Origin of the sequence: Acinetobacter sichuanensis (genome assembly GCF_003024515.2) — a bacterium.
Classification (GTDB): Bacteria; Pseudomonadota; Gammaproteobacteria; order Pseudomonadales; family Moraxellaceae; genus Acinetobacter; species Acinetobacter sichuanensis.
The window spans coordinates 20,744-42,931 of record NZ_PYIX02000025.1 but is presented as its reverse complement, the minus strand read 5'-3'; the positions used below and the strand labels follow the sequence as shown (position 1 = coordinate 42,931).

At 35.4% G+C, this 22,188-nt stretch carries 24 protein-coding genes; 12 read left to right on the top strand and 12 right to left on the bottom strand.

Annotation, left to right across the window (positions count from 1 at the left end; translation table 11 throughout):
* The first annotated feature begins 72 nt into the window (after positions 1-72).
* Positions 73-537: a hypothetical protein gene (locus tag C9E89_RS14270; protein WP_107008996.1), complete on the top strand. Its 465-nt coding sequence runs from the start codon at positions 73-75 to the stop codon at positions 535-537.
* A gap of 70 nt (positions 538-607) precedes the next feature.
* Here C9E89_RS14270 and aroC read toward each other — a convergent pair whose 3' ends face one another.
* From aroC to C9E89_RS14250, 4 genes are all read right to left on the bottom strand, one after another.
* Positions 608-1,702, bottom strand: coding sequence for a chorismate synthase (gene aroC, locus C9E89_RS14265; RefSeq protein WP_107008997.1), 1,095 nt, complete (start codon positions 1,700-1,702; stop codon positions 608-610).
* A gap of 12 nt (positions 1,703-1,714) precedes the next feature.
* Positions 1,715-2,725: a 50S ribosomal protein L3 N(5)-glutamine methyltransferase gene (prmB, locus tag C9E89_RS14260; RefSeq protein ID WP_107008998.1), complete on the bottom strand. Its 1,011-nt coding sequence runs from the start codon at positions 2,723-2,725 to the stop codon at positions 1,715-1,717.
* Positions 2,726-2,817: 92 nt separating this feature from the next.
* Entirely contained in the window at positions 2,818-3,210 is a 393-nt protein-coding gene (locus C9E89_RS14255; protein WP_107008999.1) for a hypothetical protein, read from the bottom strand.
* 135 nt (positions 3,211-3,345) lie between these two features.
* Positions 3,346-3,570: a hypothetical protein gene (locus C9E89_RS14250; protein WP_107009039.1), complete on the bottom strand. Its 225-nt coding sequence runs from the start codon at positions 3,568-3,570 to the stop codon at positions 3,346-3,348.
* 137 nt (positions 3,571-3,707) lie between these two features.
* Here C9E89_RS14250 and C9E89_RS14245 point away from each other — a divergent pair, with 137 nt between their 5' ends.
* From C9E89_RS14245 to C9E89_RS14225, 5 genes are all read left to right on the top strand, one after another.
* Positions 3,708-4,013 (top strand): hypothetical protein, encoded by a 306-nt coding sequence (locus C9E89_RS14245; RefSeq protein WP_107009000.1) that lies wholly within the window; start codon positions 3,708-3,710, stop codon positions 4,011-4,013.
* A 159-nt stretch (positions 4,014-4,172) separates the two neighbouring features.
* Positions 4,173-5,546 (top strand): ABC1 kinase family protein, encoded by a 1,374-nt coding sequence (locus C9E89_RS14240; RefSeq protein WP_107009001.1) that lies wholly within the window; start codon positions 4,173-4,175, stop codon positions 5,544-5,546.
* Between the two features lie 245 nt (positions 5,547-5,791).
* Positions 5,792-7,078, top strand: a complete 1,287-nt coding sequence (locus tag C9E89_RS14235; protein WP_171405138.1) for an acyl-CoA dehydrogenase family protein — start codon at positions 5,792-5,794, stop codon at positions 7,076-7,078.
* Between the two features lie 25 nt (positions 7,079-7,103).
* On the top strand, positions 7,104-8,303 hold the full coding sequence (locus C9E89_RS14230; RefSeq protein WP_107009003.1) for an acyl-CoA dehydrogenase family protein: 1,200 nt from the start codon (positions 7,104-7,106) through the stop codon (positions 8,301-8,303).
* A 97-nt stretch (positions 8,304-8,400) separates the two neighbouring features.
* Positions 8,401-8,886, top strand: a complete 486-nt coding sequence (locus tag C9E89_RS14225; protein ID WP_107009004.1) for a GNAT family N-acetyltransferase — start codon at positions 8,401-8,403, stop codon at positions 8,884-8,886.
* A 75-nt stretch (positions 8,887-8,961) separates the two neighbouring features.
* On the opposite strand, the gene C9E89_RS14220 is transcribed toward C9E89_RS14225, so the two are convergent.
* The 3 genes from C9E89_RS14220 to C9E89_RS14210 all read right to left on the bottom strand — a co-directional run bounded on the left by C9E89_RS14220 (position 8,962) and on the right by C9E89_RS14210 (position 12,027).
* The gene (locus tag C9E89_RS14220; protein ID WP_107009005.1) at positions 8,962-10,260 is read right to left on the bottom strand and encodes an MFS transporter; all 1,299 of its coding nucleotides are present in this window, start codon (positions 10,258-10,260) and stop codon (positions 8,962-8,964) included.
* A gap of 424 nt (positions 10,261-10,684) precedes the next feature.
* Positions 10,685-11,293: a YidB family protein gene (locus tag C9E89_RS14215; protein WP_107009006.1), complete on the bottom strand. Its 609-nt coding sequence runs from the start codon at positions 11,291-11,293 to the stop codon at positions 10,685-10,687.
* A 263-nt stretch (positions 11,294-11,556) separates the two neighbouring features.
* A complete protein-coding gene (locus C9E89_RS14210) occupies positions 11,557-12,027 on the bottom strand; it encodes a DUF6231 family protein (RefSeq protein WP_107009007.1) in 471 nt (156 codons plus the stop codon).
* A gap of 32 nt (positions 12,028-12,059) precedes the next feature.
* On the opposite strand from C9E89_RS14210, the gene C9E89_RS14205 reads away from it, so the two are divergent.
* Positions 12,060-12,932 carry a DUF2797 domain-containing protein gene (locus tag C9E89_RS14205; RefSeq protein ID WP_107009008.1) on the top strand — a complete coding sequence of 291 codons (873 nt, stop codon included), beginning with the start codon at positions 12,060-12,062 and terminating at the stop codon, positions 12,930-12,932.
* Between the two features lie 52 nt (positions 12,933-12,984).
* Here the strand turns inward: C9E89_RS14205 and C9E89_RS14200 are convergent, their stop codons facing one another.
* The 4 genes from C9E89_RS14200 to lpxB form a co-directional block, all read right to left on the bottom strand.
* Positions 12,985-13,821, bottom strand: a complete 837-nt coding sequence (locus C9E89_RS14200) for an HNH endonuclease (protein ID WP_107009009.1) — start codon at positions 13,819-13,821, stop codon at positions 12,985-12,987.
* Positions 13,808-14,533 (bottom strand): OmpA/MotB family protein, encoded by a 726-nt coding sequence (locus C9E89_RS14195; protein WP_107009010.1) that lies wholly within the window; start codon positions 14,531-14,533, stop codon positions 13,808-13,810. Before C9E89_RS14195 ends, C9E89_RS14200 begins: the two co-directional genes overlap by 14 nt.
* A 1-nt stretch (position 14,534) precedes the next feature.
* Positions 14,535-15,899 carry a coiled-coil domain-containing protein gene (locus C9E89_RS14190; protein WP_107009011.1) on the bottom strand — a complete coding sequence of 455 codons (1,365 nt, stop codon included), beginning with the start codon at positions 15,897-15,899 and terminating at the stop codon, positions 14,535-14,537.
* 182 nt (positions 15,900-16,081) lie between these two features.
* On the bottom strand, positions 16,082-17,254 hold the full coding sequence (gene lpxB, locus C9E89_RS14185; RefSeq protein WP_107009012.1) for a lipid-A-disaccharide synthase: 1,173 nt from the start codon (positions 17,252-17,254) through the stop codon (positions 16,082-16,084).
* Positions 17,255-17,470: 216 nt separating this feature from the next.
* Between lpxB and C9E89_RS14180 the strand changes: the two genes are divergently transcribed.
* The 4 genes from C9E89_RS14180 to C9E89_RS14165 all read left to right on the top strand — a co-directional run bounded on the left by C9E89_RS14180 (position 17,471) and on the right by C9E89_RS14165 (position 20,740).
* On the top strand, positions 17,471-18,349 hold the full coding sequence (locus C9E89_RS14180; RefSeq protein ID WP_107009013.1) for a sulfite exporter TauE/SafE family protein: 879 nt from the start codon (positions 17,471-17,473) through the stop codon (positions 18,347-18,349).
* Positions 18,350-18,490: 141 nt separating this feature from the next.
* The gene (locus C9E89_RS14175) at positions 18,491-19,582 is read left to right on the top strand and encodes a 3-deoxy-7-phosphoheptulonate synthase (RefSeq protein WP_107009014.1); all 1,092 of its coding nucleotides are present in this window, start codon (positions 18,491-18,493) and stop codon (positions 19,580-19,582) included.
* Positions 19,583-19,664: 82 nt separating this feature from the next.
* Positions 19,665-20,189: a protein tyrosine phosphatase family protein gene (locus C9E89_RS14170; RefSeq protein WP_107009015.1), complete on the top strand. Its 525-nt coding sequence runs from the start codon at positions 19,665-19,667 to the stop codon at positions 20,187-20,189.
* Positions 20,189-20,740: a hypothetical protein gene (locus C9E89_RS14165; RefSeq protein WP_107009016.1), complete on the top strand. Its 552-nt coding sequence runs from the start codon at positions 20,189-20,191 to the stop codon at positions 20,738-20,740. The genes C9E89_RS14170 and C9E89_RS14165 overlap by 1 nt, the downstream gene beginning before the upstream one ends.
* Positions 20,741-20,794: 54 nt before the next feature.
* Here the strand turns inward: C9E89_RS14165 and ispF are convergent, their stop codons facing one another.
* Positions 20,795-21,286, bottom strand: a complete 492-nt coding sequence (ispF, locus tag C9E89_RS14160) for a 2-C-methyl-D-erythritol 2,4-cyclodiphosphate synthase (protein ID WP_107009017.1) — start codon at positions 21,284-21,286, stop codon at positions 20,795-20,797.
* A gap of 101 nt (positions 21,287-21,387) precedes the next feature.
* Here ispF and C9E89_RS14155 point away from each other — a divergent pair, with 101 nt between their 5' ends.
* A complete protein-coding gene (locus C9E89_RS14155) occupies positions 21,388-22,038 on the top strand; it encodes an A1S_1983 family putative colistin resistance protein (protein ID WP_107009018.1) in 651 nt (216 codons plus the stop codon).
* The last annotated feature ends 150 nt before the right edge of the window (positions 22,039-22,188 follow it).

The window sequence follows — 22,188 nt, the reverse complement described above, 5'->3', positions numbered from 1 at the left end:
TTCAGCATGAAAGCGTTAAATTTAACATATTCTCTACAGAGATATAACAATCATATGAAGATGGGTAAATTTATGAAACTTCAATTGGCTTTAGTGGCTACAGTTGCATTATTCACAGGTTGTGCAGGTTCTTATCCTGAACGAGTTGTGACTAAAGGACCATTAATTTGTGAGACTGGCGAAATTTGCCCTGAACTTGCAATGCGTTGGAATGATGAAAAACGTGATGGTTTTAAAATTGTCGCTGAAATTAATAACCCAACAAAATATGATATTAAACAATTTGAGTTTTTAGTGGATGGGCAACCTTATACTTATTCAACAATTAATGCGACTCAGTATAATGAACAAATTTCTTCAAACTCGATTATTGTTCCTGTAAGCTTCTTAAATTCTTTCCGCAATGGTAAAGAAATTTCACTTAAACTTATTACAGATCAAGGTGATATTGAGCGTTCTATATTAAAAGCAGATGGTCAGCAATCTTCTGCATATTTAACGTTCTTAAAAGGTTATACAGGTCAACTGCCTCAATAAGTTATTTATAGATTGAAATAAAAAAACCAGACTCGAAGTCTGGTTTTTTTACACTTAGATACTGATCAAATCATTTAGGCTCAATCGGTTTAAATGGTGCGATCACATCAGCATTTTGTGCACGATGACGCATGAAGTGATCCATCAAAACAATGGCTAACATCGCTTCAGCAATTGGTGTCGCACGTACACCCACACAAGGATCATGGCGACCTTTGGTCAATACATCTGTATCTTCACGATCTATACTAATGGTTTTACCCGATGTTGTAATTGATGCTGTTGGTTTTAAAGCAATGGCAACACGTATCGTTTGACCTGAAGAAATCCCACCTAAAATCCCACCTGCATGATTTGCAAGGAAGCCATCTGTGGTTAATTCATCACGGCTTTCATGACCAAACTGACCAGCTACAGCAAAACCATCGCCGATTTCAACACCTTTGACCGCGTTGATTCCCATCATAGCATGCGCAATATCTGCATCTAAACGATCAAATACAGGCTCGCCCCAACCCACAGGAACATTTTCAGCAAGGATTTCAAGCTTTGCACCGCAACTTGTGCCTTGTTCACGTAAAGAAGTCACTAACGCTTCGAAACGTGGCACAGCATCTACATCACCACAAAAAAATGGGTTGTTTGGGACTTCATTCCAATCCAGTTTTTCAGCAACTTCTGTTCCAATCTGAGTCACATGCCCACGAACCAAAATACCGAATTTTTCAGCAAGGAATTTCTTGGCAATTGCACCCGCCGCAACGCGCATAGCAGTTTCACGCGCGCTTGAACGACCACCACCACGATAATCACGGAAACCGTATTTATGGGTATAGGTATAATCTGCATGACCAGGACGGAAAGTTTGAGCAATATTGCCGTAGTCTTTCGATTTTTGGTCAGTATTACGAATGAGTAAACCAATTGGTGTACCTGTCGTTTTACCTTCAAAAACCCCTGAAATGATTTCTACTTCATCAGGTTCTTTACGTTGGGTCGCAAACTTAGACGTTCCAGGTTTGCGGCGGTCTAAATCTTTTTGTAAGTCTTCAGCAGAAAGTTCTAAGCCTGGTGGCACACCATCTACAATCGCCATCAAACCTACGCCGTGAGATTCACCACAAGTCGTTACACGGAAAAGTTGTCCAATACTATTACCTGCCACGCTTATGACTCCTTAAGCTTGAATGGATTGAATAAATAAATCACGGAAAGTACGACATTGTTCAGCGGTTAACGCAAAAATACCTGAACCGCCTTTTTGGAACTGTAACCAATAGAAATCAATGGTATTAAAGTTTTGCTTCATTGCCCATTCAGAGTTACCTACTTCAATGACAATCAAACCATCTTCCGTTAAGTAATCAGCCGCCTGAGCCAACATTTTACGAACTAAATCTAAACCATCTTGACCTGCTGCAAGTGCAAGTTCTGGTTCATGATGAAACTCTTCAGGTAAATCAGCCATATCTTCCGCATCTACATAAGGCGGATTAGACACGATCAAATCATATTGATTTTCAGCAGGAATTTTAGCAAATAAGTCTGATTCAAGCAGTGCAACTTGGTATTGCTTATTATGATGTTCAGTATTAATTGAAGCTACTTCTAAAGCCTCTTTAGAAATATCCGTCGCATCAACTTCTGAGTCTGGGAATGCATACGCCAATGCAATGGCAATACAACCTGAACCTGTACACATATCTAAAATACGTTGTGGCGTTTTCGGATTGGTATTTTCAGGTAAATTGTTGACGCCTTCACGAGCTTGACCATTTTCATCCAAATAATATGGTGCAAAACGATTTTGAATCAATTCAGCAATCGGTGAACGTGGAATAAGTACACGCTCATCGACATAGTAAGGTTTGCCATCAAAATAAGCTAAATTCAACAAGTAAGAAGTCGGTACTTTTTCATTAATACGACGTTCTAATAAGCTTAAAAATTCAGCCTTTTCGCTTGGCAATAATTTAGCATCTAAAATTTCAGCGTCCGCATTCCACTCTAGCGACATGGTTTGTAAAACCAATGCAGAACTTTCTGCAAAATAATCTTCTGTACCCTGACCTAAATGTGCATCATATTGACGTAATGCTGTCACCCCAAAACGAATAAAATCACGAATTGTTACGAGGTTTTCAGCAGCTTCTTGTAAATGTTCAGCGCTAATAGTCGGTCGATCCACTTAAGGTCTCTCCAAGGTCAAAATATTAAAACTGCTTAATGATACCTTGTTTTGTTTACATTTATAATGCTTTATCAAGCGATGTATAAAAATCAGCGATATTTGTATGCTTGTTTTTCTAGCAGATCTGCCTGAGCTTGTGTTTTTTTCATTGCACAAAAATAATATTTACTTGCATGTCCAACAGAAAGTTTTACATTGTTTATTAAACATTGTTCATCACGGAAGGTGAGCCAGTTTTTATTGACTTTTTCTTGTTCTTTACGTTTTTCTTTAGCCAAAGCTTTAACATGAATATCGGCAAAATATTCATAACGTTTCGTTTGTTGTTTAAGTTCCGCCTTCATACACAATGCAGCCTGTGCGGTTGAATCTTGTGTTTGGCTCATACAATTCAAATATTCTGCACTATATCCCATTGCATGACTCACAGACATTGCACCGAGCAATATACCAACGCCCCATCCCCAAACAGCTAATTTCATCATTGCCCCCAAAGAACTGTATTTTAAAATATTTATTATTGAATAAAAAACACATCTTAAAATACTTGGAAAAAATTGCAAAGCAAAATTAGAATAGATCAGAAATAGGAATGTCTAAGATCATACATATAAAAACTATTTTACAGCTAAAAAATGTTTTTCAGCGACTAGCTTAATTTTTATCCCTCGATAAAAACGCGTTAAACTATCATCAGATTTCGTTACTTGATCAAAAAATTTATCTTGCCCAATTAAACGAGTATAGGTTTTATAACCAATTTCTAATTTATCTGGGTTTTTACCTGCTTTTTTAAAATCTTCAATCATGTCATTTAATGTTTTTAAATTTAATTCGCTCATCAAGAAAATACCTTTAACTTTTCTTTGTTTTAACACGAATAATTTGCATTTATATGACAATAGGCTCAAATTTAAACTTGATTTTTAGCAATTTCTCCTCCATCTATAAATATAAATCATCGGCTTGGCAAGTTTAAATGAGTTATAAACACAATAACCTAATGGCAATGCGTCAGAATTTCTGGAACGACACAGAGACAGATTCTGTCCAATTAGAAAAGTTATTTTTACAGAATATTTTAGCTGAACATGGTGTATTTAATGCACCAACTCTAGAAGATGTAAAATATTTTTTCTTTAGTTTACCGAGCATTATCATCATTAAAGGTTATGCTTTAGGTTTTAGTCACAGTGCCATCCAAAGTATGATCACGCAATATATTCACGAGAATAAGGTACGTTTAATGCAACATGAAACACTCAAAATCCAATATCGTATGTAAATATAAAGTTTGAATTTACATGCGGTGTTTAATATCACATATATTGTATTGAAAACATACAATATTGGTCAGGTAAAACTATTTTAATACGTGGATAGCATGTAATATGTTGCACACTATGTTGTATGCTCAATCGCTTACTTTAAGGATTTAATCTTCATGTCAGATCAGAACGATAAGCTTAAACAGTTAAAAACATCTTCCATGGACAGACGCTTATCAATTGCCAAAGCCTCTTTGTTAGCAGGATCTCGTTGGGCTGCTTCAAGTGCAAGTTCAATCTTTTCAAGTGAAGAAGCAAAAGAAAAGAAACGTAAAAAAGCAATGAAAGAGCAAGCTGAATATTTAGTTTCTGAAATAGGCAAGCTTAAAGGTTCAATTGTCAAAATTGGACAAATGATGGCCCTATATGGTGAACATTTTCTACCTGAAGAAATCACACAAGCTTTAAATACCTTAAATAATCAAACTGTTGCTTTGGCTTGGCCTGCAATAAAAGAACAATTAGTGAGTCAGCTAGGTTCACAACTCGATGACTTAACTATTGATCATGAACCGATTGGTACTGCATCTTTAGCACAAGTTCACCGCGCTACTCGTAAATCTGATGGCTTAGAACTTGTTTTAAAAATCCAATATCCTGGTGTGGCTGAAGCGATTGATTCAGATATGAGCTTATTTAAAAACATGCTCAAACTCACACGAATGGTGCCGCAAACTCGTGAATTTGATCAATGGTTTGATGAAGTACGTGACATGATGCATCGAGAAGTTGATTATCATGTTGAAGCGGCAACCACACGCCGTTTTGCTGAGCGACTACAAAACGATGCACGTTATGCTGTACCTCAAATCATTAATGACTACTGCACAGACCGCGTTTTATGTATGACTTTTGAACGCGGTGTACCAATTAACAGCCCTGTGATGTTGTCTTTACCACAAGAGCGTCGTAATGCTTTAGGTGAAGCTTCTTTAGAAATTGCCGTGCGTGAAATCTTTGAATGGGGTGAAATGCAAACTGATCCAAATTTTGGTAATTATTTAGTACGTTTGGGCAACGGCGAAGATATTAAAGATAAAATTATTTTACTGGACTTCGGTGCAATTCGTCAGTTTGATGCTCAACTTCTGCAAGTTGCACGCAATCTGATCAAAGCAGGTTACAACCATGATGCAAATGCAATGGTTGATGCTATGACTGGTTATGAGTTTTTTGATGGCATGCCTGCAAGTATTAAACCAGATATGGCAAAAGTATTTTTATTGGCGACAGAAGCATTTAGTTCGCCTATCAACAATCATGATTTACCTAAAGGCGTTATGGATGAACATAATCGTTATGATTGGAAAAAAAGCTTATTACATAGTCGTGTAATGCAGCAAGCCTCTAAATCTATGGCATCGCGTTATTTCAGTGTTCCACCTAAAGAATTTATGTTTATTAGCCGTAAATTTATTGGTGCTTATACCTTTATGACAGTCATAGAGGCGAAGACCAATGTCCGCAAAATGATCACTCCTTTTATATAAAATCGGGCTAGACGACTAAAATGGCAAATTTTTCAAAAATGTCATTTTAGTCAATACCCAACATTTGTTGGTTTTTATATAAGTAAAATAACAATAAAATACAAACACTTAAATTAAAATATTTTTATCTATTTCCACTTATCTACTTCACTCTACTTCGTCAGCTTTGACATAGTTTTTTATAAAATGGCATGTCAGGATAGTTTGTATACCACCACAAAAAACTAGGTATTCAAATGACCAACATGGTAAATAAAGCTCAAGGCTTGGGCTTAAATCTCATTACAAAAATTGCGGGAAGCGAATTATTAGACCAATTAAAACTTCGTAAATTTGTTGAAAAATCATTGTATCAGGGGTCTAAAGTTGGATTTAAAACGCTCTCAGCTTCACAAAAAGCGTTTAAATCAAGCCCTGAAGTCAATAAACAGCGCTTACCTACACAAAATAAAAGTTTATTTGACTTAAATTTAACTGAAGAACAGCAAATGACTGTCGATGCAATGTCACAGTTTGCATCTGAAGTCCTTTATCCCCTTGCTCACCAAGCTGATCAAAATGAAAAATTTCCACAAGAATTATGGCAACACAGCCTTGACTTGGGGATTAATTATTATGCTTTGCCAGAAGCTTTAGGTGGTGTTGCGACTGAACAAAATATTTTAAGTAATGTGTTAATTGCAGAAAGCTTAGCCAAAGGTGATTTTTCATTGGCTGCGGGCTTACTTTCTACTTTCAGTACAATCAACGCCATTACGCTTTGGGGTTCAGCACAAACTCAATCTACTTATTTACCTGCTTTTGCAGAAGACCCATCTCTTCAAGCAACTTTTGCAGTACAAGAAGCAACACCTGCTTTTAATCCTTATCGTTTAAAAACTAAAGCAATATCTCAAAATGGACAATTTACCATTGATGGAGAAAAAACACTGGTTTTATTGGGCGAAACTGCTGAAATTTTCATTGTGAGTGCTGACTTCAAAGGTCAACCAGATGTTTTTATTGTTAAACGTGATGCCAGCATAAGTTACAAAAAAACTCCTGCTATGGGTTTGAAAGGCACTGAAACCGTCACATTAAACTTTAATAAAACTCCTGCCTTACGTTTAGGTGATGATGACTTTAATTACACTGCCTTTTTAGATTTGGGTAATTTAATGTGGTGCGCTTTAGCTGTCGGCACGTGTGAAGCAGTGAAAAACTATTGTGTGCAATATGCCAATGAACGTACAGCTTTTGGTGAGCCAATTTCACACCGTCAAAGCGTCGCTTTTATGATTGCAGATATGGCGATTGAAATTGATGCAATGCGTATGCTGGTTCTCAACGCGGCTAGCCTTGCAGAAGCAGGAAAACCATTTCACCGTGAAGCTTATTTAGCACATCTTTTATGTGCTGAAAAGTCAATGCAAATTGGGACAAATGGTGTACAAATTTTAGGTGGTCATGGTTTTACCAAAGAGCATCCTGTTGAGCGTTGGTATCGCGACTTACGTGCTACCGCAATTTTACAGTCTGGCTTACATGCTTAATCAACAATAACTCAGGAAAATCATCATGAACTTACAAAATCCTAAAAAATTTAAAATGTTGATTGATCAAGCACATGAAACTGCATTGAACGTCTTACGCCCTATTTCTCGTAAATATGATAAAGCAGAACATGCCTATCCAAAAGAGTTAGATATGCTTGCATCTTTACTTGATGGCATGAATGATGGCGGTGATGGTTTAAATGCAGGTGCAGCCATCAATAAACGTGGTGATCAGGACAATAGCAATAAAAATGGTACCAATATGTCCACTGCTCTAGGCATTATTGAAATGTGCTATGGCGATACAGGTTTATTATTATCTATGCCACGTCAAGGTTTAGGCAATTCTGCGATTGCGGCTGTTGCTAACGATGAACAACTTGAACGCTTTAAAGGGACTTGGGCAGCGATGGCGATCACAGAACCAGGCTGTGGTTCTGACTCTGCTGCCATTCGTACGACTGCAACCAAAGATGGTGATGACTATATTTTAAATGGTGAAAAAATTTTTGTGACCTCTGGTGAACGTGCAGATTCTGTCGTTGTTTGGGCAACTTTAGACAAAAAGCTCGGTCGTGCTGCAATTAAGTCTTTTGTTGTACCGAAAGGAACAGCAGGTATGAAAGTTGAACGCCTTGAACACAAACTTGGCATCAAAGCCTCTGACACAGCAGCCATTAGCTTCATTGACTGTCGTGTTCCTGCGGCAAACTTACTGGGTAATGCTGAAATCGATGTTGCCAAAGGTTTTGCTGGGGTGATGGAAACTTTTGATAATACGCGCCCTCTCGTTGCCGCAATGGCAATTGGTTGTGCAAAAGCTTCTTTAGAACGTATAAAAGAAATATTTCAAGATCAACTTGATGCTGACTATACGACACCTTATTTACAATCTTCTAATATTGCAGCACAAATTTATCGTATGGAAGCTGAATGGGAAGCAGCTCGTTTGCTGATGCTTAAAGCAGCATGGATGGCAGACAATAAAAAACCAAATTCACGTGAAGCTTCTATCGCAAAAGCAAAAGCTGGACGTGTAGGCAATGAAATCACCTTAAAATGTGTCGAACTTGCTGCAAGTGTGGGTTATAACGAAGATGAACTTTTAGAAAAATGGGCACGTGATTCTAAAATTTTAGATATTTTTGAAGGCACACAGCAAATTCAACAATTGATTATTGCTCGTCGTGAACTTGGAAAATCATCAAGTGAATTGAAATAGTTCTTTTAAACTAACCTTTCTAGTGTAAAAAGGTGGATTTATACGAGAGATCGTATTATAAAAATCCATCTTTTTATTTTATTTATCTCATAAAATTATGTACTCATTACGCAAAATACAACCTCAAGATAATGCCCAACTCGCTCAAATTATACGTGAAGTTTCCAAAGAGTTTGGTTTAGCTCCCGAATCAGGTTTTGCTGTTGCGGATCCAGTGTTAGATCAGCTTTTTGCAGTTTATTCTGCTGCAAATAGTCAATACTGGGTCATTGAAAATGAATCTGGGCAGATTTTTGGAGGTGGTGGTTTAGCCCCTTTAAAAGGTGATAAATCTATCTTAGAAATCCAAAAAATGTATTTTCTTCCTGAAGTACGTGGTTTTGGTTTTGCTAAAAACATCTTAGAACACGCTTTTTCTTTTACACAACAACAAGGTTTTTATGCGTGTTATTTAGAAACCACAAAACAACTACATCAAGCAGTCCAACTCTACGAAAAATTAGGTTTTCAACATTTACCTACACCGAAAGGAAATACTGGACACAGCCATGCTTGTGAAATTTGGATGCTAAAAACATTTTGATCATTTTAAATATAAAAAAACCGAACAACTGAATTCGGTTTTTTCTCATTCAAATAAATTTAAACATCATTAAACTTAAACATCATGATGTAGATATTTTGGCTGTTTTGGTAATTGCATACTACAAAATAAACAGATAATAAGCATGACAACTACATAAACAAAAAATGTATTTTCATGCCCCAAATCTTTAAACTTCAATGCAACTGCGGGCGCTGAACCACCAAAAATAGCATTTCCGACAGCATAAGCAAAACCCACACCTAAAGCACGAATATGCGATGGAAACATTTCAGCTTTGACTAAGCCACTGATTGACGTATAAAAACTCAGTAATAACATTAAAAAAATCAGCAATAATGTCACCATAACAGGTGAACCACTAAAACTTGGCATTAAGATCACCATGACAGGATAGATAAATACCGCACAACTCACGCTAAAAATCATCATGGAAGCACGTCGTCCTATACGGTCTGCCAACATGCCAAAAAATGGCTGAGCACACATAAAGACAAACAATGCAATGGTCATCATATAACCAACAATTCTGTCCTCAAAACCAAGACTCGTAATATAAGTTTTTGAATAAACTGTAATTACATAAAAACTTAACGAGCCTGCCGAAGTATAGCCAACCACCAATAAGAAGGTTCTTAAATTATTTTTCAACAATTCTGCTAATGTACCAGAACCCTCTCTTTGACTGTCATCTTTCGACAATGTCTCTTTTAAATGACGACGAGCAAAAAAGGATAAAATCGCAACCACACCACCAATCACAAAAGGAATACGCCAACCACCGTTCATAAGTTCTTCTTTGGTCATTAATGCCAACATAATGACTCCCAGTAAACTTGCCAATAATTGCCCACCTGCTAAAGTGACATATTGAAAAGAAGAATAAAAACCACGTTGCCCTTTCAGTGCAACTTCACTCATATAAGTAGCAACTGTGCCATATTCGCCACCTACAGATAAACCTTGCAACAAACGTACAGCCAACAATAAAAATGGCGCTACCATGCCCACTTGGTCATAACTTGGTAAACACGCAAATAAAAATGAACTAATCGCCATTAAGGTGATGGAAATGACCATAGATTTTTTACGTCCATATTTATCTCCAATGCGACCAAACAACCAACTTCCTATAGGACGCATAAAAAAACTGGCAGCAAAGACACCCCAGACATAGATTGCTTTTGCAGAATCGCTCATGTCTGGTGCAGTTAAAGCATGGGTAAAATAAACAGCAAATGCGGCATAGATATAAAAATCAAACCATTCAACGAGATTACCTGATGCCGCCCCCACAATCGACATAACACGATTTCGTTTTTCATGGGGATGGTAAACATGTGTATCACTCATAGGATTTCCTTATTTTGCATATAGATGTCCTCTATACGGTATGGATAAAATGTAGCCCTGTATTTGAGTTTTGACTGTCTTACTTCTGATGTTGTGTGACTTGATATTTCTTAAGCTATAAATCGAGTTTCAATAAACCAATGATCTAAAAATAATTCACGTTTACAGTCAAACGTGTACGATGAGATGCAGTACTATGTTGCCGATTTTTAAGAAATACTTTTGACTTAGGAATCGTTGAAAAGTGTGTAAAAACTTAAGGTTTTATTGATAAATACCTCCTATAAATTTTATATTTTTCATTTATAAATATTGTGTGTCATTCCATTTTCAAGCTACACATTACACCTTTTTATTTAAAATCAAAGTGTTAAAACAAAAAAATAACACTTTGATTTAGCTTAAAAATATAGCTTTATATAAATTATTTTAAGAATCCTGAAACTAGATTTAGAACATTTTGAATATCATTATTGGCTTCATTATGATCAGTTTGACCTGCTTGTGGTGTCAGTGAATCAATAATTTCAGGCAATACAGAAGAAATTGCACTATATACATCTTGTGTAGGTACTTGTGCTTGTTGCGCAACCTGTTCTACATCATTTTGATCAAATAAATTTTGTACTTGCTGTTGGTTTACACTTGCATTTGCACCTTCACTCGTCGAAACCCAATCGTCAACTTGGCTCGTTAAACCTTGTCCTTTAAGTTGATCTAAAGCACCTTGTAAACCACCATTTTTTTGAATCCACGCCAATACCAATGGTACAACTGCAATTAATAAAGATTGTGCATTAAAACCACTCTGCTGAGTTTGTGGCGCTTGTTGCTGCCCACCTGTTAACCCACCTAAAACTGAACCTAGAACGCCTCCTAAGCCGCTTTGTTGAGACTGCTGTTGTTGCTGTCCACCTAAACTGCCAAGTACTGAACCTAAAATCCCACCAAGTCCCCCTTGTTGAGATTGCTGCTGCCCACCACCCAATGCTTGTTTTGCTAAAATTTCTACAATATTGCTTAAATTAGTCATCATTTTTCCTAATTACTATTATGAAGTCTAATTTAGAATACTGTGCTTTTTGTGAATTGCCAAAAAACAATTGTTATGTTTTTGCAAGATTTTTAGAATGACTTTCTGCATGGCATGGATTGCCATTTTCATTTTTTAATCATGATGGTTTTAAAGATAAAATGATTGGATTTAGAATATTAAGATTAAAACCAAGTTGAAAATAATGACCAAATACAAAGTTCAGCTTTCATATTTGATCATACTTTTATAATTTTTTTAAATTACCAACGAAATTTATTCCAGTTTTCAGGATTTGCCCAAAACTTAGAATTAAACCAGTCTGGTACATGTTTATAAGTCAGAATATTAAATTGCCACAACGCAAAGTCATTTTCATGAGCAGTTTTATCAATCAGCTGAGTAAAACCTAAAGCTCTTAATAATTGTTCATCTTTAAGTTTACAAGCAACAACGATGCGCTTTGCTAACAAATCACGTAACTTCACTAATAATTGTGATTTATGTTGATCTGATACATCTAGCATTTGATCTGTATCAAAGAATACAAAACCTAAATCATATCGCTGTGTAAAAGGCAGATTTAAAAAATCAGATACGTTAAAATACGTCCATTGAATTGAATGATTTGTATTGTATTGCGCTAAATTTTGCCCAATACACACTGCAGTTTGAATAGGCTGTTCATGCGATAAATCGTCTAGCATAGAAGTAATGACATTTTGCTGAGCCATAACTGCACCTTTATTGAAGTGAGTAACGAAACATGGAACTACAAGGCATTTGCCATAAAATGCATGCAGGTCTTAAAGACCTTAGTGTAACTGATCAGCAAACACATAAGGCAAATGTTGAATATAAATTTATATTAGATCGCACAGAAATTGATCTCCCTTTTGTTTTAGGGCAAGAGATAGAAATCGAAGCAACAGGTAATATTTACTGTGTTTCTTGTGGATCTAAAACGCCGAAGTCTTATTCTCAAGGACATTGCTTTAAATGCATGAAGACTAAAGCATCTTGTGATATGTGTATCATGAAGCCAGAAACTTGTCATTATCACTTGGGAACATGTCGTGAAGACAGTTTTGCCCATGAAGTTTGTTTTCAGCCACACATTGTTTATTTAGCAAATTCGAGTGCCTTAAAAGTCGGAATCACTCGTCTTGGGCAAATGCCAACACGCTGGCTCGATCAAGGTGCGACTCAAGCCTTACCAATCATGAAAGTAGGTTCACGTCGTCTGTCGGGGCAACTTGAAGTGATGTTTGGAACTCAGGTTGCAGATAAAACAGATTGGCGCAAGTTACTCAAAGGTGAAGCTGATCCAATTAATCTGATAGAAATTAAAAATGAATTGATTGAAGAATTTGCACCAAAAATTCAAACTATTCGTGATGAATTTGCACAAAATCTTGAGTTTAATGAAGGCATTGAATTGTTGGACAATGAATTACCACGTGAATTTGTCTACCCTGTAGATCTATATCCTGAAAAGATTAAATCACATAATCTGGATAAAACTCCGATTATCCGCGGCAAGCTTCAAGGCATTAAAGGTCAATATCTGATTATGGACACAGGTGTGATCAATATTCGTAAATACACGGGTTATGAGGTTAAAGTTCGGGCGGAATAGTCACTTACTTTAAATATCAATAAAAACAACCGCCTATTTTCGGCGGTTGTTTTTAAAAGTGATTATGCCGAGTCTTATTTTTCATATGTTCATGCATAGGTTGATTTGCATGACAGTCATAACATAACGCACTTAAATTTTTCAGTGAATTATCAGCTTTATTACCATTGATATGATGAGTATGTAAATCCGCATGATTTTTCTGGAAATTTTTCCCACAAGACTCACAATGCCAGTTTTTAGATTTTCGATATTGGTATGAAATAAATTTCCAATCTTTTTGATATTGGTTTACAGCGATCTGATCATTTTGATTAAATAATAATCCTATCAGTTCCTTATAAAACTGGGGTTCAAACTCCTGATAGAACTCAACCAAATCTACATTTTGAGCAATATAGTTTTTCTCATTCATACTCATTCCCGAATGGTAACCTTTCCATTGCAATTGAGCTAAACAATATTTACACACATCTAATTGATGTAATTCTGTTTTTGAACTGTGGCTATAATTCGATACAAATCTAATTTCACGTTGACGGTGATTTAAATTTGAACTGATATATCGCTGGATTCGACCTGCATTTTTCATGTCTTTAATTTTCTGACAATCACAAAGATGAAGTTTAGGCAAAGAAGCCTGTCCCTCTCGACGTTGCAGTACATCTTTAATATTTAAAGTAACCAATACCCCTTTGTAATACAGCAAGCCTGAAGAGCCAATTTCAATATCATCAATTGTAACCTCAACACCATCCTGTAAATCATAGAGGTCTGCGTAGCTAATGCCGTTTCTGAATGGTAAATCTGAAATATCAAGCAATGGAGCATTCATTTTTTCTCTGAGCTGATTAAAATAATCTACCTTCAAAAAATCAATCAGTTCCATGTTTAACACCATAAGCCACTGCCCGAATTTTATCTTCTGCAGTCGTGACAACTCTAAATTCGACACGTTGTGAAGCACTTGGACTTTCAGGATTACTCGTGGAAGAAGGCTGTCCATTTTTGCCCAAAGTCAATGCAGATGAATATCCAATTGCGCGGAATTTTTTCTTCAGCCATTGTTTTTCAGAGGCAGTTAAAAGCGAGCTTTGTAACAGATAAATTAATGTATTCTGAGCGCGTTGCTGGGACAATTGCATATTATTCAAATAAGCAACTTCATCATTGGTACCTTGTGCCCAAAAACTAGAAGTATGCCCTTCTATTCGAATTTCTTTAATATTTTCAATATACTTATCTTGCATAATTGAACGTAAATAAGCTGGGAAATATTCATTTAAAGCTTGCTTAAATTGTGTACTCATCTCCGCAGAGCCTGCTTTAAATAAAATATCTTCATTTGAAAAACGTACAGTTAAATCAGGACTAAGCGTCGCCCCCCAACGCTTCAATGTAACATTCAGTTTTTTATCTAACTGTGTATAGAGTTGCTGTTCATCCGCTTTAAAAATTCGAGGAATATCCACTGACTCTTTGACCCGAATCATATAAATAATGCTTATCAATAAAAAGACCATCATCAATGCCGTCATGATATCACTGAGGCTAATCCAATGATCCGTTGCTGAGTTTTTTTGACGAATAAATGGAGGCATTTTATCGAACGCCTCGATCAATCGAGTCTATCACACGCTTTAAATTCACAGTAATTGGCTCATAATCCTGTGCAAATTTAGTTGAGAGTGAACCCAATTGCTGAGCAAGCGTAATCAATGATTGATTTAAAGTTTGCTGAAGCTTTGTTTCAATTGTTGATAAACCATCGCTTAATTGTTTTTGTGTTTGATTAAATGTCACGTTCATATGTTCACGCATTTGTTGGGCATGTTGTAATGACTGCTTTTGACTATTTAATGCATTATTATGACTGTCTGTAAGAAAGCTATTAATTTCTGAAAAAATTTGTTCACTGAGTTGCTTTGACTGATTCAGCTGAAGTTCAAGACTATTAAAACCTTTTTCCATTAATTGTCGAGTATTTTCAATATCAATAATTTTAGCATCCAACCCACCATAAAAACTCTCAATACGTTGGTTAAATTCAGCATTTTTATAATCAATAGATTCAAGGGCTATTTCCATTTGTTGAATCGCTGAGTTAAATATATCTGTATTACGTAAAATGTCTGAAAATGCATTTTTAACTTGTTCAACTTGCTCAGCGATGGCATGATATTTATCTGTTTGTTGTTCAATTTGATTTGCATATTTATCTTGCCATTCAACCAAACGGTTAACTGATTGATTTAGTTGTCTAAAATTTTCACCTAAACTATCTGTTAAATTATCATTGAAACGTTGAATTGCCGTTTCTAATGCTTGAATAAAAATATCAGTGTTCATTTCCGCTTGTTTTTGTGCGAACATGACAAATTCACTTCGCAATTCTGAAATTTCACCTGCAATATGCCCTTGTGTACTACGCTGAATTTGCTCAATACCATTTAAGCTACTATTAATTGAGGTTAACATTTCAGCCATATTCATTTTATTTTTTTGATCTAAATTAACCCCAAAATCCTGAATTGCCTGAATTAAATTATTATTATTTTGATTAATACTTTCATAAATCTTATCGAATAGCTTTGTTTGATTTACCAATGTTGTATGTTCTTGATAAAAAATTTTTAATTGCTCATCCCCTTTTAATTCAGCATCATTTTCCTTCAAAAAGAGTAATGCATGAAATTTCAAAATAATCGATGCAAAAACTCCTGTAAAGGATCCCCAAAATGCCGTTTTAATCCCATTCACCAAAGTTGCTAGACTTGCTGTTGGATCATCCGTATTGAAATCCATTAAGCCTAAAGCGACACCAAAAAAGGTAAAACCAATTCCGATTGTAATCAATAGACTTGGATAACTAAGATTTGCTTTTTGATTTTTATGATCCAAATATAAAAAATAGACCATAAAAAGTAAAATAACAGTAATTGCAATAAAATGTAAAAGCTGAAACATGATTAGTAGCGTATAAAAATTTAAAACATCTTAACACTTCGAAAAAATATTACATTGAATTTAAACACTTATTTAAAATCCAATTAAAACATATGGCTATTAATCACTCAAAAAATTAGATTTAGATTAAAAACATAACCCTATTTAAATTTCTGAAGTTTCCCCTCACACTAAATAAAACCTCACGATATAAGCCCCAAAACCGCCTGCACAGGATCTTCACTATTATCAGATAAAAGCTGTTTATGCATGGTAATCAACTGCATCGCTTGAATCTGCGCTGTTTCCTGATTCATTAATTTTTCAATTTCAGCCGCCAAATTTTCAGGTGTCGCATCAGATTGGATTAATTCCTGAATCACTTTTTTTCCTGCAATAATATTTGGCAATGAATAATACTGAATTTTTACCATTAATTTAGCAATAAAATAAGTCAACCAATTTAACTTATAAAACGTCACCATTGGACGATGTAAAAGTAAAGCTTCCAAAGTTGCTGTACCTGAAGCCAATGCAACAATATTGGCGGCATTCATGACTTGTCGACCTATTTTGGATTCTTTATCTTTATTTTCAAGTAAATGAATTTGATCTGTAAGTGATTTTGGGTAGCTTTTTAACAGTTCTTCAATTTGTTGCTTACGTAAATCATTGATGGCAGGAATCACAAATTGATATTCTGGATATTTAACATGAATGATTTTTGCCGCATCTAAAACCAAAGGACCTAAGCGCTCGATTTCACCACGACGACTACCAGGTAGTAACGCAATATGTTTTTCGCTTAGGTCTAAACCAAGCTCTTGCTTTGCGTCTAAAATTGGATTTTGTAAAGGCAATTCACTCGCTAAAGGATGACCAACAAAAGCCGCAGGGACATCAAATTTCTTAAAAAATGTTTTTTCAAATGGAAATAGGCATAACACCAAATCGATGCTCGCTTTAATGCCATAAACACGACTCTGTCGCCATGCCCATACCGAAGGACTGACATACTGAACCGTTTTAATCGGTAGATTTTTTTGCTTTAAACTTTTTGAAAGACGTAAATTAAAGTCTGGCGCATCGACGCCAATAAAAATATCAACAGGATTTTCACTCCACTTTTCTACTAATCCATCACGTACAGCAAATAATTTTTTAATATCTTTTAAAACTTCAACAATGCCCATCACAGACAAAATATCCATTGGATAATAACTATTAAAGCCTTCTGCAATCATTTGAGGACCGCCAATCCCCTCAAACTCAACATCGATGCCTTGCTCACGAAAACTCCGAATAAGCTTAGCCCCAAGCGTATCGCCTGATACCTCACCCACCACGATTCCAATTTTAAGTTTTCGATTTTGCAAGATAAAATCCTTATTGAAATAAAATATAAAGCCAATCACGTTTTATATTAGCAAATTTAACAAGTGTGATTGAACAGAATTCTAATATTGTTGATTAATCTCATAGTTCGTTTTTACTTTAGCATTTTTTAGAATAAGTAAATCAACAATCAAGACAACGACTTATATTAAAAAGTCATAAGATATGCCAGTTTTTTGATATTTGGCAATTCAGTCATGGTTGGTCCTGTTGAGTTTATTTTAGCTGGCGTACTCGTTGGTTTTTGTGTTGGTATTACTGGTGTGGGTGGTGGCTCATTAATGACCCCTATTCTTATTAGTCTATTTAGAATTGAACCTCACATTGCCATTGGAACAGACCTGCTTTATGCCGCGATTTCAAAATTTTGTGGTTCTTTGGTGCATGCCAAAAAACTCAATATCGTCTGGCCCATTGTTTTATGGTTAGCACTTGGTAGTATTCCTGCATCATTTATTACACATTGGGTTTTAGATAACTATCTAAGTAACTCTACACATTATAAAACAGTGTTAACAATGGTTTTGGGCTTTATGCTCACACTCACTGGGCTTTCAATTATGTTTAGAGCACAGATTGAGCGCTTTTTTGACAAAATACGTGTAGAAAAAAAAGGGAATTTATCAGAGCAAGCTTTTAATATTGAAGGTAAAAAGCTCTATGTGATCATCATGGGAGTTGTACTGGGTGTCTTTGTTACCTTGTCATCTGTAGGTGCAGGCGCATTTGGCATTATGGCATTAATTTTAATGTTTCCAAATCTACCCATGATCCGAATAATTGGTTCTGACGTTGTACATGCAGTGTTATTAACGTCTGTTGCAGGCTTTGCACATATGACTTCAGGTAATGTCGATTTCCATTTACTTGGATGGTTACTAGTGGGTTCAATTCCAGCGATTATTGTGGGTACACTGATCAGTTCTCGTATGCCTGAAAAACTCATTCGTAAAATTTTAGGAATCACCTTATTTGCGCTTGGTGTCAACTTTATTATCAATCCTGTAAAAAGCAAACCTGTAGAAAAACCACAAACTGCAATGTTGATTCAGATTGACCAACGATATCAAGTTTAATATTATCCACTTATACATAACTAATAATTATGTATTGATGCTAAAGTTTTAATGATTTATTTGAACAAAACTTGAATCAATTCATGTTATATTCAAATTACTAAAAATACTTTTTGTATGATCTAATACCCAGTGACGGCAATGAATACACAACAGTCTAATCCTATTACTCAATCAGATATTGATGATGTGAATGTCCAAAGCATTCAAACACTTGTTACTCCAGCAGAATTAAAAGCAGAATTACCATTAACAGCAACTGCCTATCAAACTGTACTTCATGGTCGTGAAACTGTTCGCAATATTTTAGATGGCAATGATAAACGTCTATTTGTCGTCATTGGTCCATGTTCAATTCATGATACAAAAGCAGCTCATGAATATGCTGATCGCTTAAAAGTACTGAGTGAAAAAGTCAAAGATACACTCTATATTATTATGCGAGTTTATTTTGAAAAACCACGTACGACTGTAGGTTGGAAAGGTCTAATTAACGACCCTGATATGAATGATTCATTCAATATTGAAAAAGGTTTACGTCTAGGTCGTCAGCTTTTAGTTGAGCTCAACGAAAAAGGTTTGCCTTGTGCAACTGAAGCACTTGATCCAAACTCACCACAATATTATCAAGACCTGATTTCTTGGTCTGCAATTGGTGCGCGTACTACTGAAAGCCAAACCCACCGTGAAATGTCATCTGGTTTATCTTCACCAGTTGGCTTTAAAAATGGTACAGATGGCGGATTAACCGTTGCAACCAATGCAATGCAATCTGTAAAACATGGTCATAGTTTCTTAGGTTTAAATAACGAAGGACAAGTTTCTGTTATTCGCACTAAAGGTAACCCTTATGCACACGTTGTATTACGTGGTGGTAATGGTAAACCAAACTATGATGCTGGTTCTGTTGTGGAAGCTGAAAATGCGCTTGCTAAAGCAAAAGTGAGCAACAAAATCATGATTGATGCCAGTCATGCTAACTCAAATAAAGACCCATACTTACAGCCTTTGGTATTGAAAAATATCACAGAGCAAATTTTAGATGGTAATAAGTCAATTGTAGGTATTATGGTTGAAAGTCATCTTAAAGGTGGACGTCAAGATATTCCTGCAAATCTATGTGATCTTGAATACGGTAAATCTGTCACAGACGGTTGTATTGACTGGGAAACAACAGAAAAAACCTTACTTGAAATGGATGCGGCTTTAAAAGAAATATTGCCAAATCGTTAATTAATCTAAAAACGTCATCTACATAGATGGCGTTTTTTGTTTATGATGTCATTATATTTTTTTGTATACCTGTAAGAATGCTATGAACGAACTTGAACAAGAACTCAGTCAAATCGCAGACTTTCAGTTTGTCCATGAACACCTACTCACTTCAGGACAACCTACTGCTGAACAGTTGAAACAGATTAAAGAATACGGCGTTGATACAATTATTAATCTGGCATTTACAGATGCAAATCCACATCTCGAACATGAAGATAAAATTTGTGCTGAACTTGGGTTAAATTATATTCAAATTCCGATCTCTTGGGATACGCCAGCCGATGATCAATGCTTATTTATTTTAGACATGCTTGCACACCTTGTACAAGAAAAAATGGTTTGGGTACATTGTGCTAAAAATATGCGTGTCAGCAGCTTAATATATTTATATCGTCAATATTTTATGGATATGGACATGCCTACAGCTCAAGAGTTGATGCATAAAATTTGGGAACCCAATGAAACTTGGACAGGATTAATTCATGCTGTCAGCTTACAATTGCAAGGTCGTAAATCGACTTTGGATTTGCAACATTCTTTGATGAATGCTGACCATTTTGCTTAATGAATTTCATCTCAAAAATTTACAATGACCATCCAACTGATGCAATCGGTTGGATTGGTGGTTTTCCTCCAGCAATTCTGACCGACAAATTATCTACCTTTGAAGATTATCGTTTCTATTTAACCATTCAGAAAAAAGAAAATCCTGAAAAATATTTAAGTATCTTTGTACATAACGATTTTAATACTCGTATTGATCAGCAAATTTTCCCTGATATTGCTATTGAAGTTTTTGAACATGATGCCTCACCTGAAGGAAATGCCGTTGCTTTCTGCCTTCCTGATCTATGTAAAAGCTATTTAAGCCCTTTTCAACATGTTCATCAGTCCAAATTTAACTTTATTACTTATTCAGAACAGCCAAAATTAATCCAAGATACTGCCTGTTATTTTGAGCATCTCCAACAAGATTATCAGTTTTATTTGCAAATCGATGAAGACTATTATTTAGATTCAACCTTACAAGGTTCATATATTTTTGCTTATGGCGCATTATATTTATTTCAACATCAACACACGCATCAAATCATTGCGGGTTTTTGGCAACATTAATCTGCACATTTTGCTGAAATAAAGCATAAATCTCTATTTCAGCAATTTTTAATATTATTTACTGTGATGACTAATCAACACTGTCGCAGTCGATAAAATTCCTTCCTGACGACCTGTAAAACCTAACTTTTCAGTCGTTGTTGCTTTAATGCTAATCTGAGTAACATCAACATCCAATACATCTGCAATACTTTGACGCATTGCTAAATTATGTTTTGCTAATTTTGGACGCTCGCATGCCACAGTAATATCAGCATTATTGAGTACATAACCACGATCTAAAATAAGTTGATACACATGTTTTAAGAGTTTACGACTATCCGCACCTTTAAACTCTGGATCTGTATCTGGAAAATGCTGACCGATATCTCCTAAGGCTAAAGCACCAAGTAATGCATCACTGAGCGCATGCAGAACAACATCCCCATCAGAATGTGCTTTTAACCCTTGCGTATGCGGAATTTGAATCCCTGCTAAAGTCACAAAATCACCTTCTTCAAAGGCATGTACATCCATTCCTTGCCCAATACGAATCGGTATGATCATTTTCAGTTCCTTTATGCTATGTTTAATTTTTAAAAATCTTGTATTCGTACTTTCGAATTCGCTATAGTACGGATGCAAACATTGTGAAAGTATAAGCGATCATGCTGTTGAATACAGAATTTAATCCTATTCAAAACCTTTTATCTGGTTTTATTTTAAGCTGTGCCCTTACTTCAGTGGCGCACGCTTTGCCTATTGACTGTCAACAGCAAAACACTACTGTATTAAAGAAAATATGCTCAAGTCAATTTGAAATTTTACGCACAGAATTAAATGAAAAATATTTAACAGCATACCTTGTCACTGATGCGCCTATTCGCTTACTTTATGATAGTAACCGCCTTTGGTTAAATCGTTTACAACAATGTAAATCAAGTGAATGCTTTCAACAACAATTTGATATTCGTTTAGAAGATTTAAATTTTTATACCTCGATGAATCAAAGTTTAACGCAACACTTTATCAAATATGAACAAGGGGAAATATCCAAACAACCTGTTCACATTCAAGTACATCAACTCACCAAAGATCGTATTAAAATTGAAGGCTTGGCTTATCGAAACCCAAATAATCACAAAGATAAACAGATTATTTCTTTATTATCTTATACCACGCCTGATAAAAAAAATGAGATTCTAGATAATGAACATGATTGTAAATATCGACTTGATTTTCAAAAAGCTATTTTAACGATTAAAACAGAGCAAAAAGGTTGTGAACGTTTTAGTGGGGTTTATCGTTTATATGATTGATTATCACCTGACTTTAATCTCTTGTATTTTTAATTCACCAAACTGAAATATTTGGTATATTTTCTAACAATTTTAGCGCACAAAATAACACCGTATCTTTATTTCTAAATATAAATCACTTATACATAAGGTGATATAAATAGTCTGTTG

What these genes read in the sequence shown, in the direction of transcription:
- C9E89_RS14200 (WP_107009009.1), bottom strand. Translation starts at nt 13,821, where the DNA reads ATGGAACTGATTGATTTTTTGAAGGTAGATTATTTTAATCAGCTCAGA.
- ispF (WP_107009017.1), bottom strand. Translation starts at nt 21,286, where the DNA reads ATGATCATACCGATTCGTATTGGGCAAGGAATGGATGTACATGCCTTT.
- C9E89_RS14205 (WP_107009008.1), top strand. Translation starts at nt 12,060, where the DNA reads ATGGAACTACAAGGCATTTGCCATAAAATGCATGCAGGTCTTAAAGAC.
- C9E89_RS14250 (WP_107009039.1), bottom strand. Translation starts at nt 3,570, where the DNA reads ATGAGCGAATTAAATTTAAAAACATTAAATGACATGATTGAAGATTTT.
- C9E89_RS14180 (WP_107009013.1), top strand. Translation starts at nt 17,471, where the DNA reads ATGGTTGGTCCTGTTGAGTTTATTTTAGCTGGCGTACTCGTTGGTTTT.
- C9E89_RS14270 (WP_107008996.1), top strand. Translation starts at nt 73, where the DNA reads ATGAAACTTCAATTGGCTTTAGTGGCTACAGTTGCATTATTCACAGGT.
- C9E89_RS14190 (WP_107009011.1), bottom strand. Translation starts at nt 15,899, where the DNA reads ATGTTTCAGCTTTTACATTTTATTGCAATTACTGTTATTTTACTTTTT.
- C9E89_RS14175 (WP_107009014.1), top strand. Translation starts at nt 18,491, where the DNA reads ATGAATACACAACAGTCTAATCCTATTACTCAATCAGATATTGATGAT.
- C9E89_RS14195 (WP_107009010.1), bottom strand. Translation starts at nt 14,533, where the DNA reads ATGCCTCCATTTATTCGTCAAAAAAACTCAGCAACGGATCATTGGATT.
- C9E89_RS14225 (WP_107009004.1), top strand. Translation starts at nt 8,401, where the DNA reads ATGTACTCATTACGCAAAATACAACCTCAAGATAATGCCCAACTCGCT.
- C9E89_RS14210 (WP_107009007.1), bottom strand. Translation starts at nt 12,027, where the DNA reads ATGGCTCAGCAAAATGTCATTACTTCTATGCTAGACGATTTATCGCAT.
- C9E89_RS14170 (WP_107009015.1), top strand. Translation starts at nt 19,665, where the DNA reads ATGAACGAACTTGAACAAGAACTCAGTCAAATCGCAGACTTTCAGTTT.
- C9E89_RS14230 (WP_107009003.1), top strand. Translation starts at nt 7,104, where the DNA reads ATGAACTTACAAAATCCTAAAAAATTTAAAATGTTGATTGATCAAGCA.
- C9E89_RS14155 (WP_107009018.1), top strand. Translation starts at nt 21,388, where the DNA reads ATGCTGTTGAATACAGAATTTAATCCTATTCAAAACCTTTTATCTGGT.
- C9E89_RS14245 (WP_107009000.1), top strand. Translation starts at nt 3,708, where the DNA reads ATGAGTTATAAACACAATAACCTAATGGCAATGCGTCAGAATTTCTGG.
- C9E89_RS14165 (WP_107009016.1), top strand. Translation starts at nt 20,189, where the DNA reads ATGAATTTCATCTCAAAAATTTACAATGACCATCCAACTGATGCAATC.
- C9E89_RS14220 (WP_107009005.1), bottom strand. Translation starts at nt 10,260, where the DNA reads ATGAGTGATACACATGTTTACCATCCCCATGAAAAACGAAATCGTGTT.
- C9E89_RS14240 (WP_107009001.1), top strand. Translation starts at nt 4,173, where the DNA reads ATGTCAGATCAGAACGATAAGCTTAAACAGTTAAAAACATCTTCCATG.
- C9E89_RS14235 (WP_171405138.1), top strand. Translation starts at nt 5,792, where the DNA reads ATGGTAAATAAAGCTCAAGGCTTGGGCTTAAATCTCATTACAAAAATT.
- C9E89_RS14255 (WP_107008999.1), bottom strand. Translation starts at nt 3,210, where the DNA reads ATGAAATTAGCTGTTTGGGGATGGGGCGTTGGTATATTGCTCGGTGCA.
- C9E89_RS14215 (WP_107009006.1), bottom strand. Translation starts at nt 11,293, where the DNA reads ATGACTAATTTAAGCAATATTGTAGAAATTTTAGCAAAACAAGCATTG.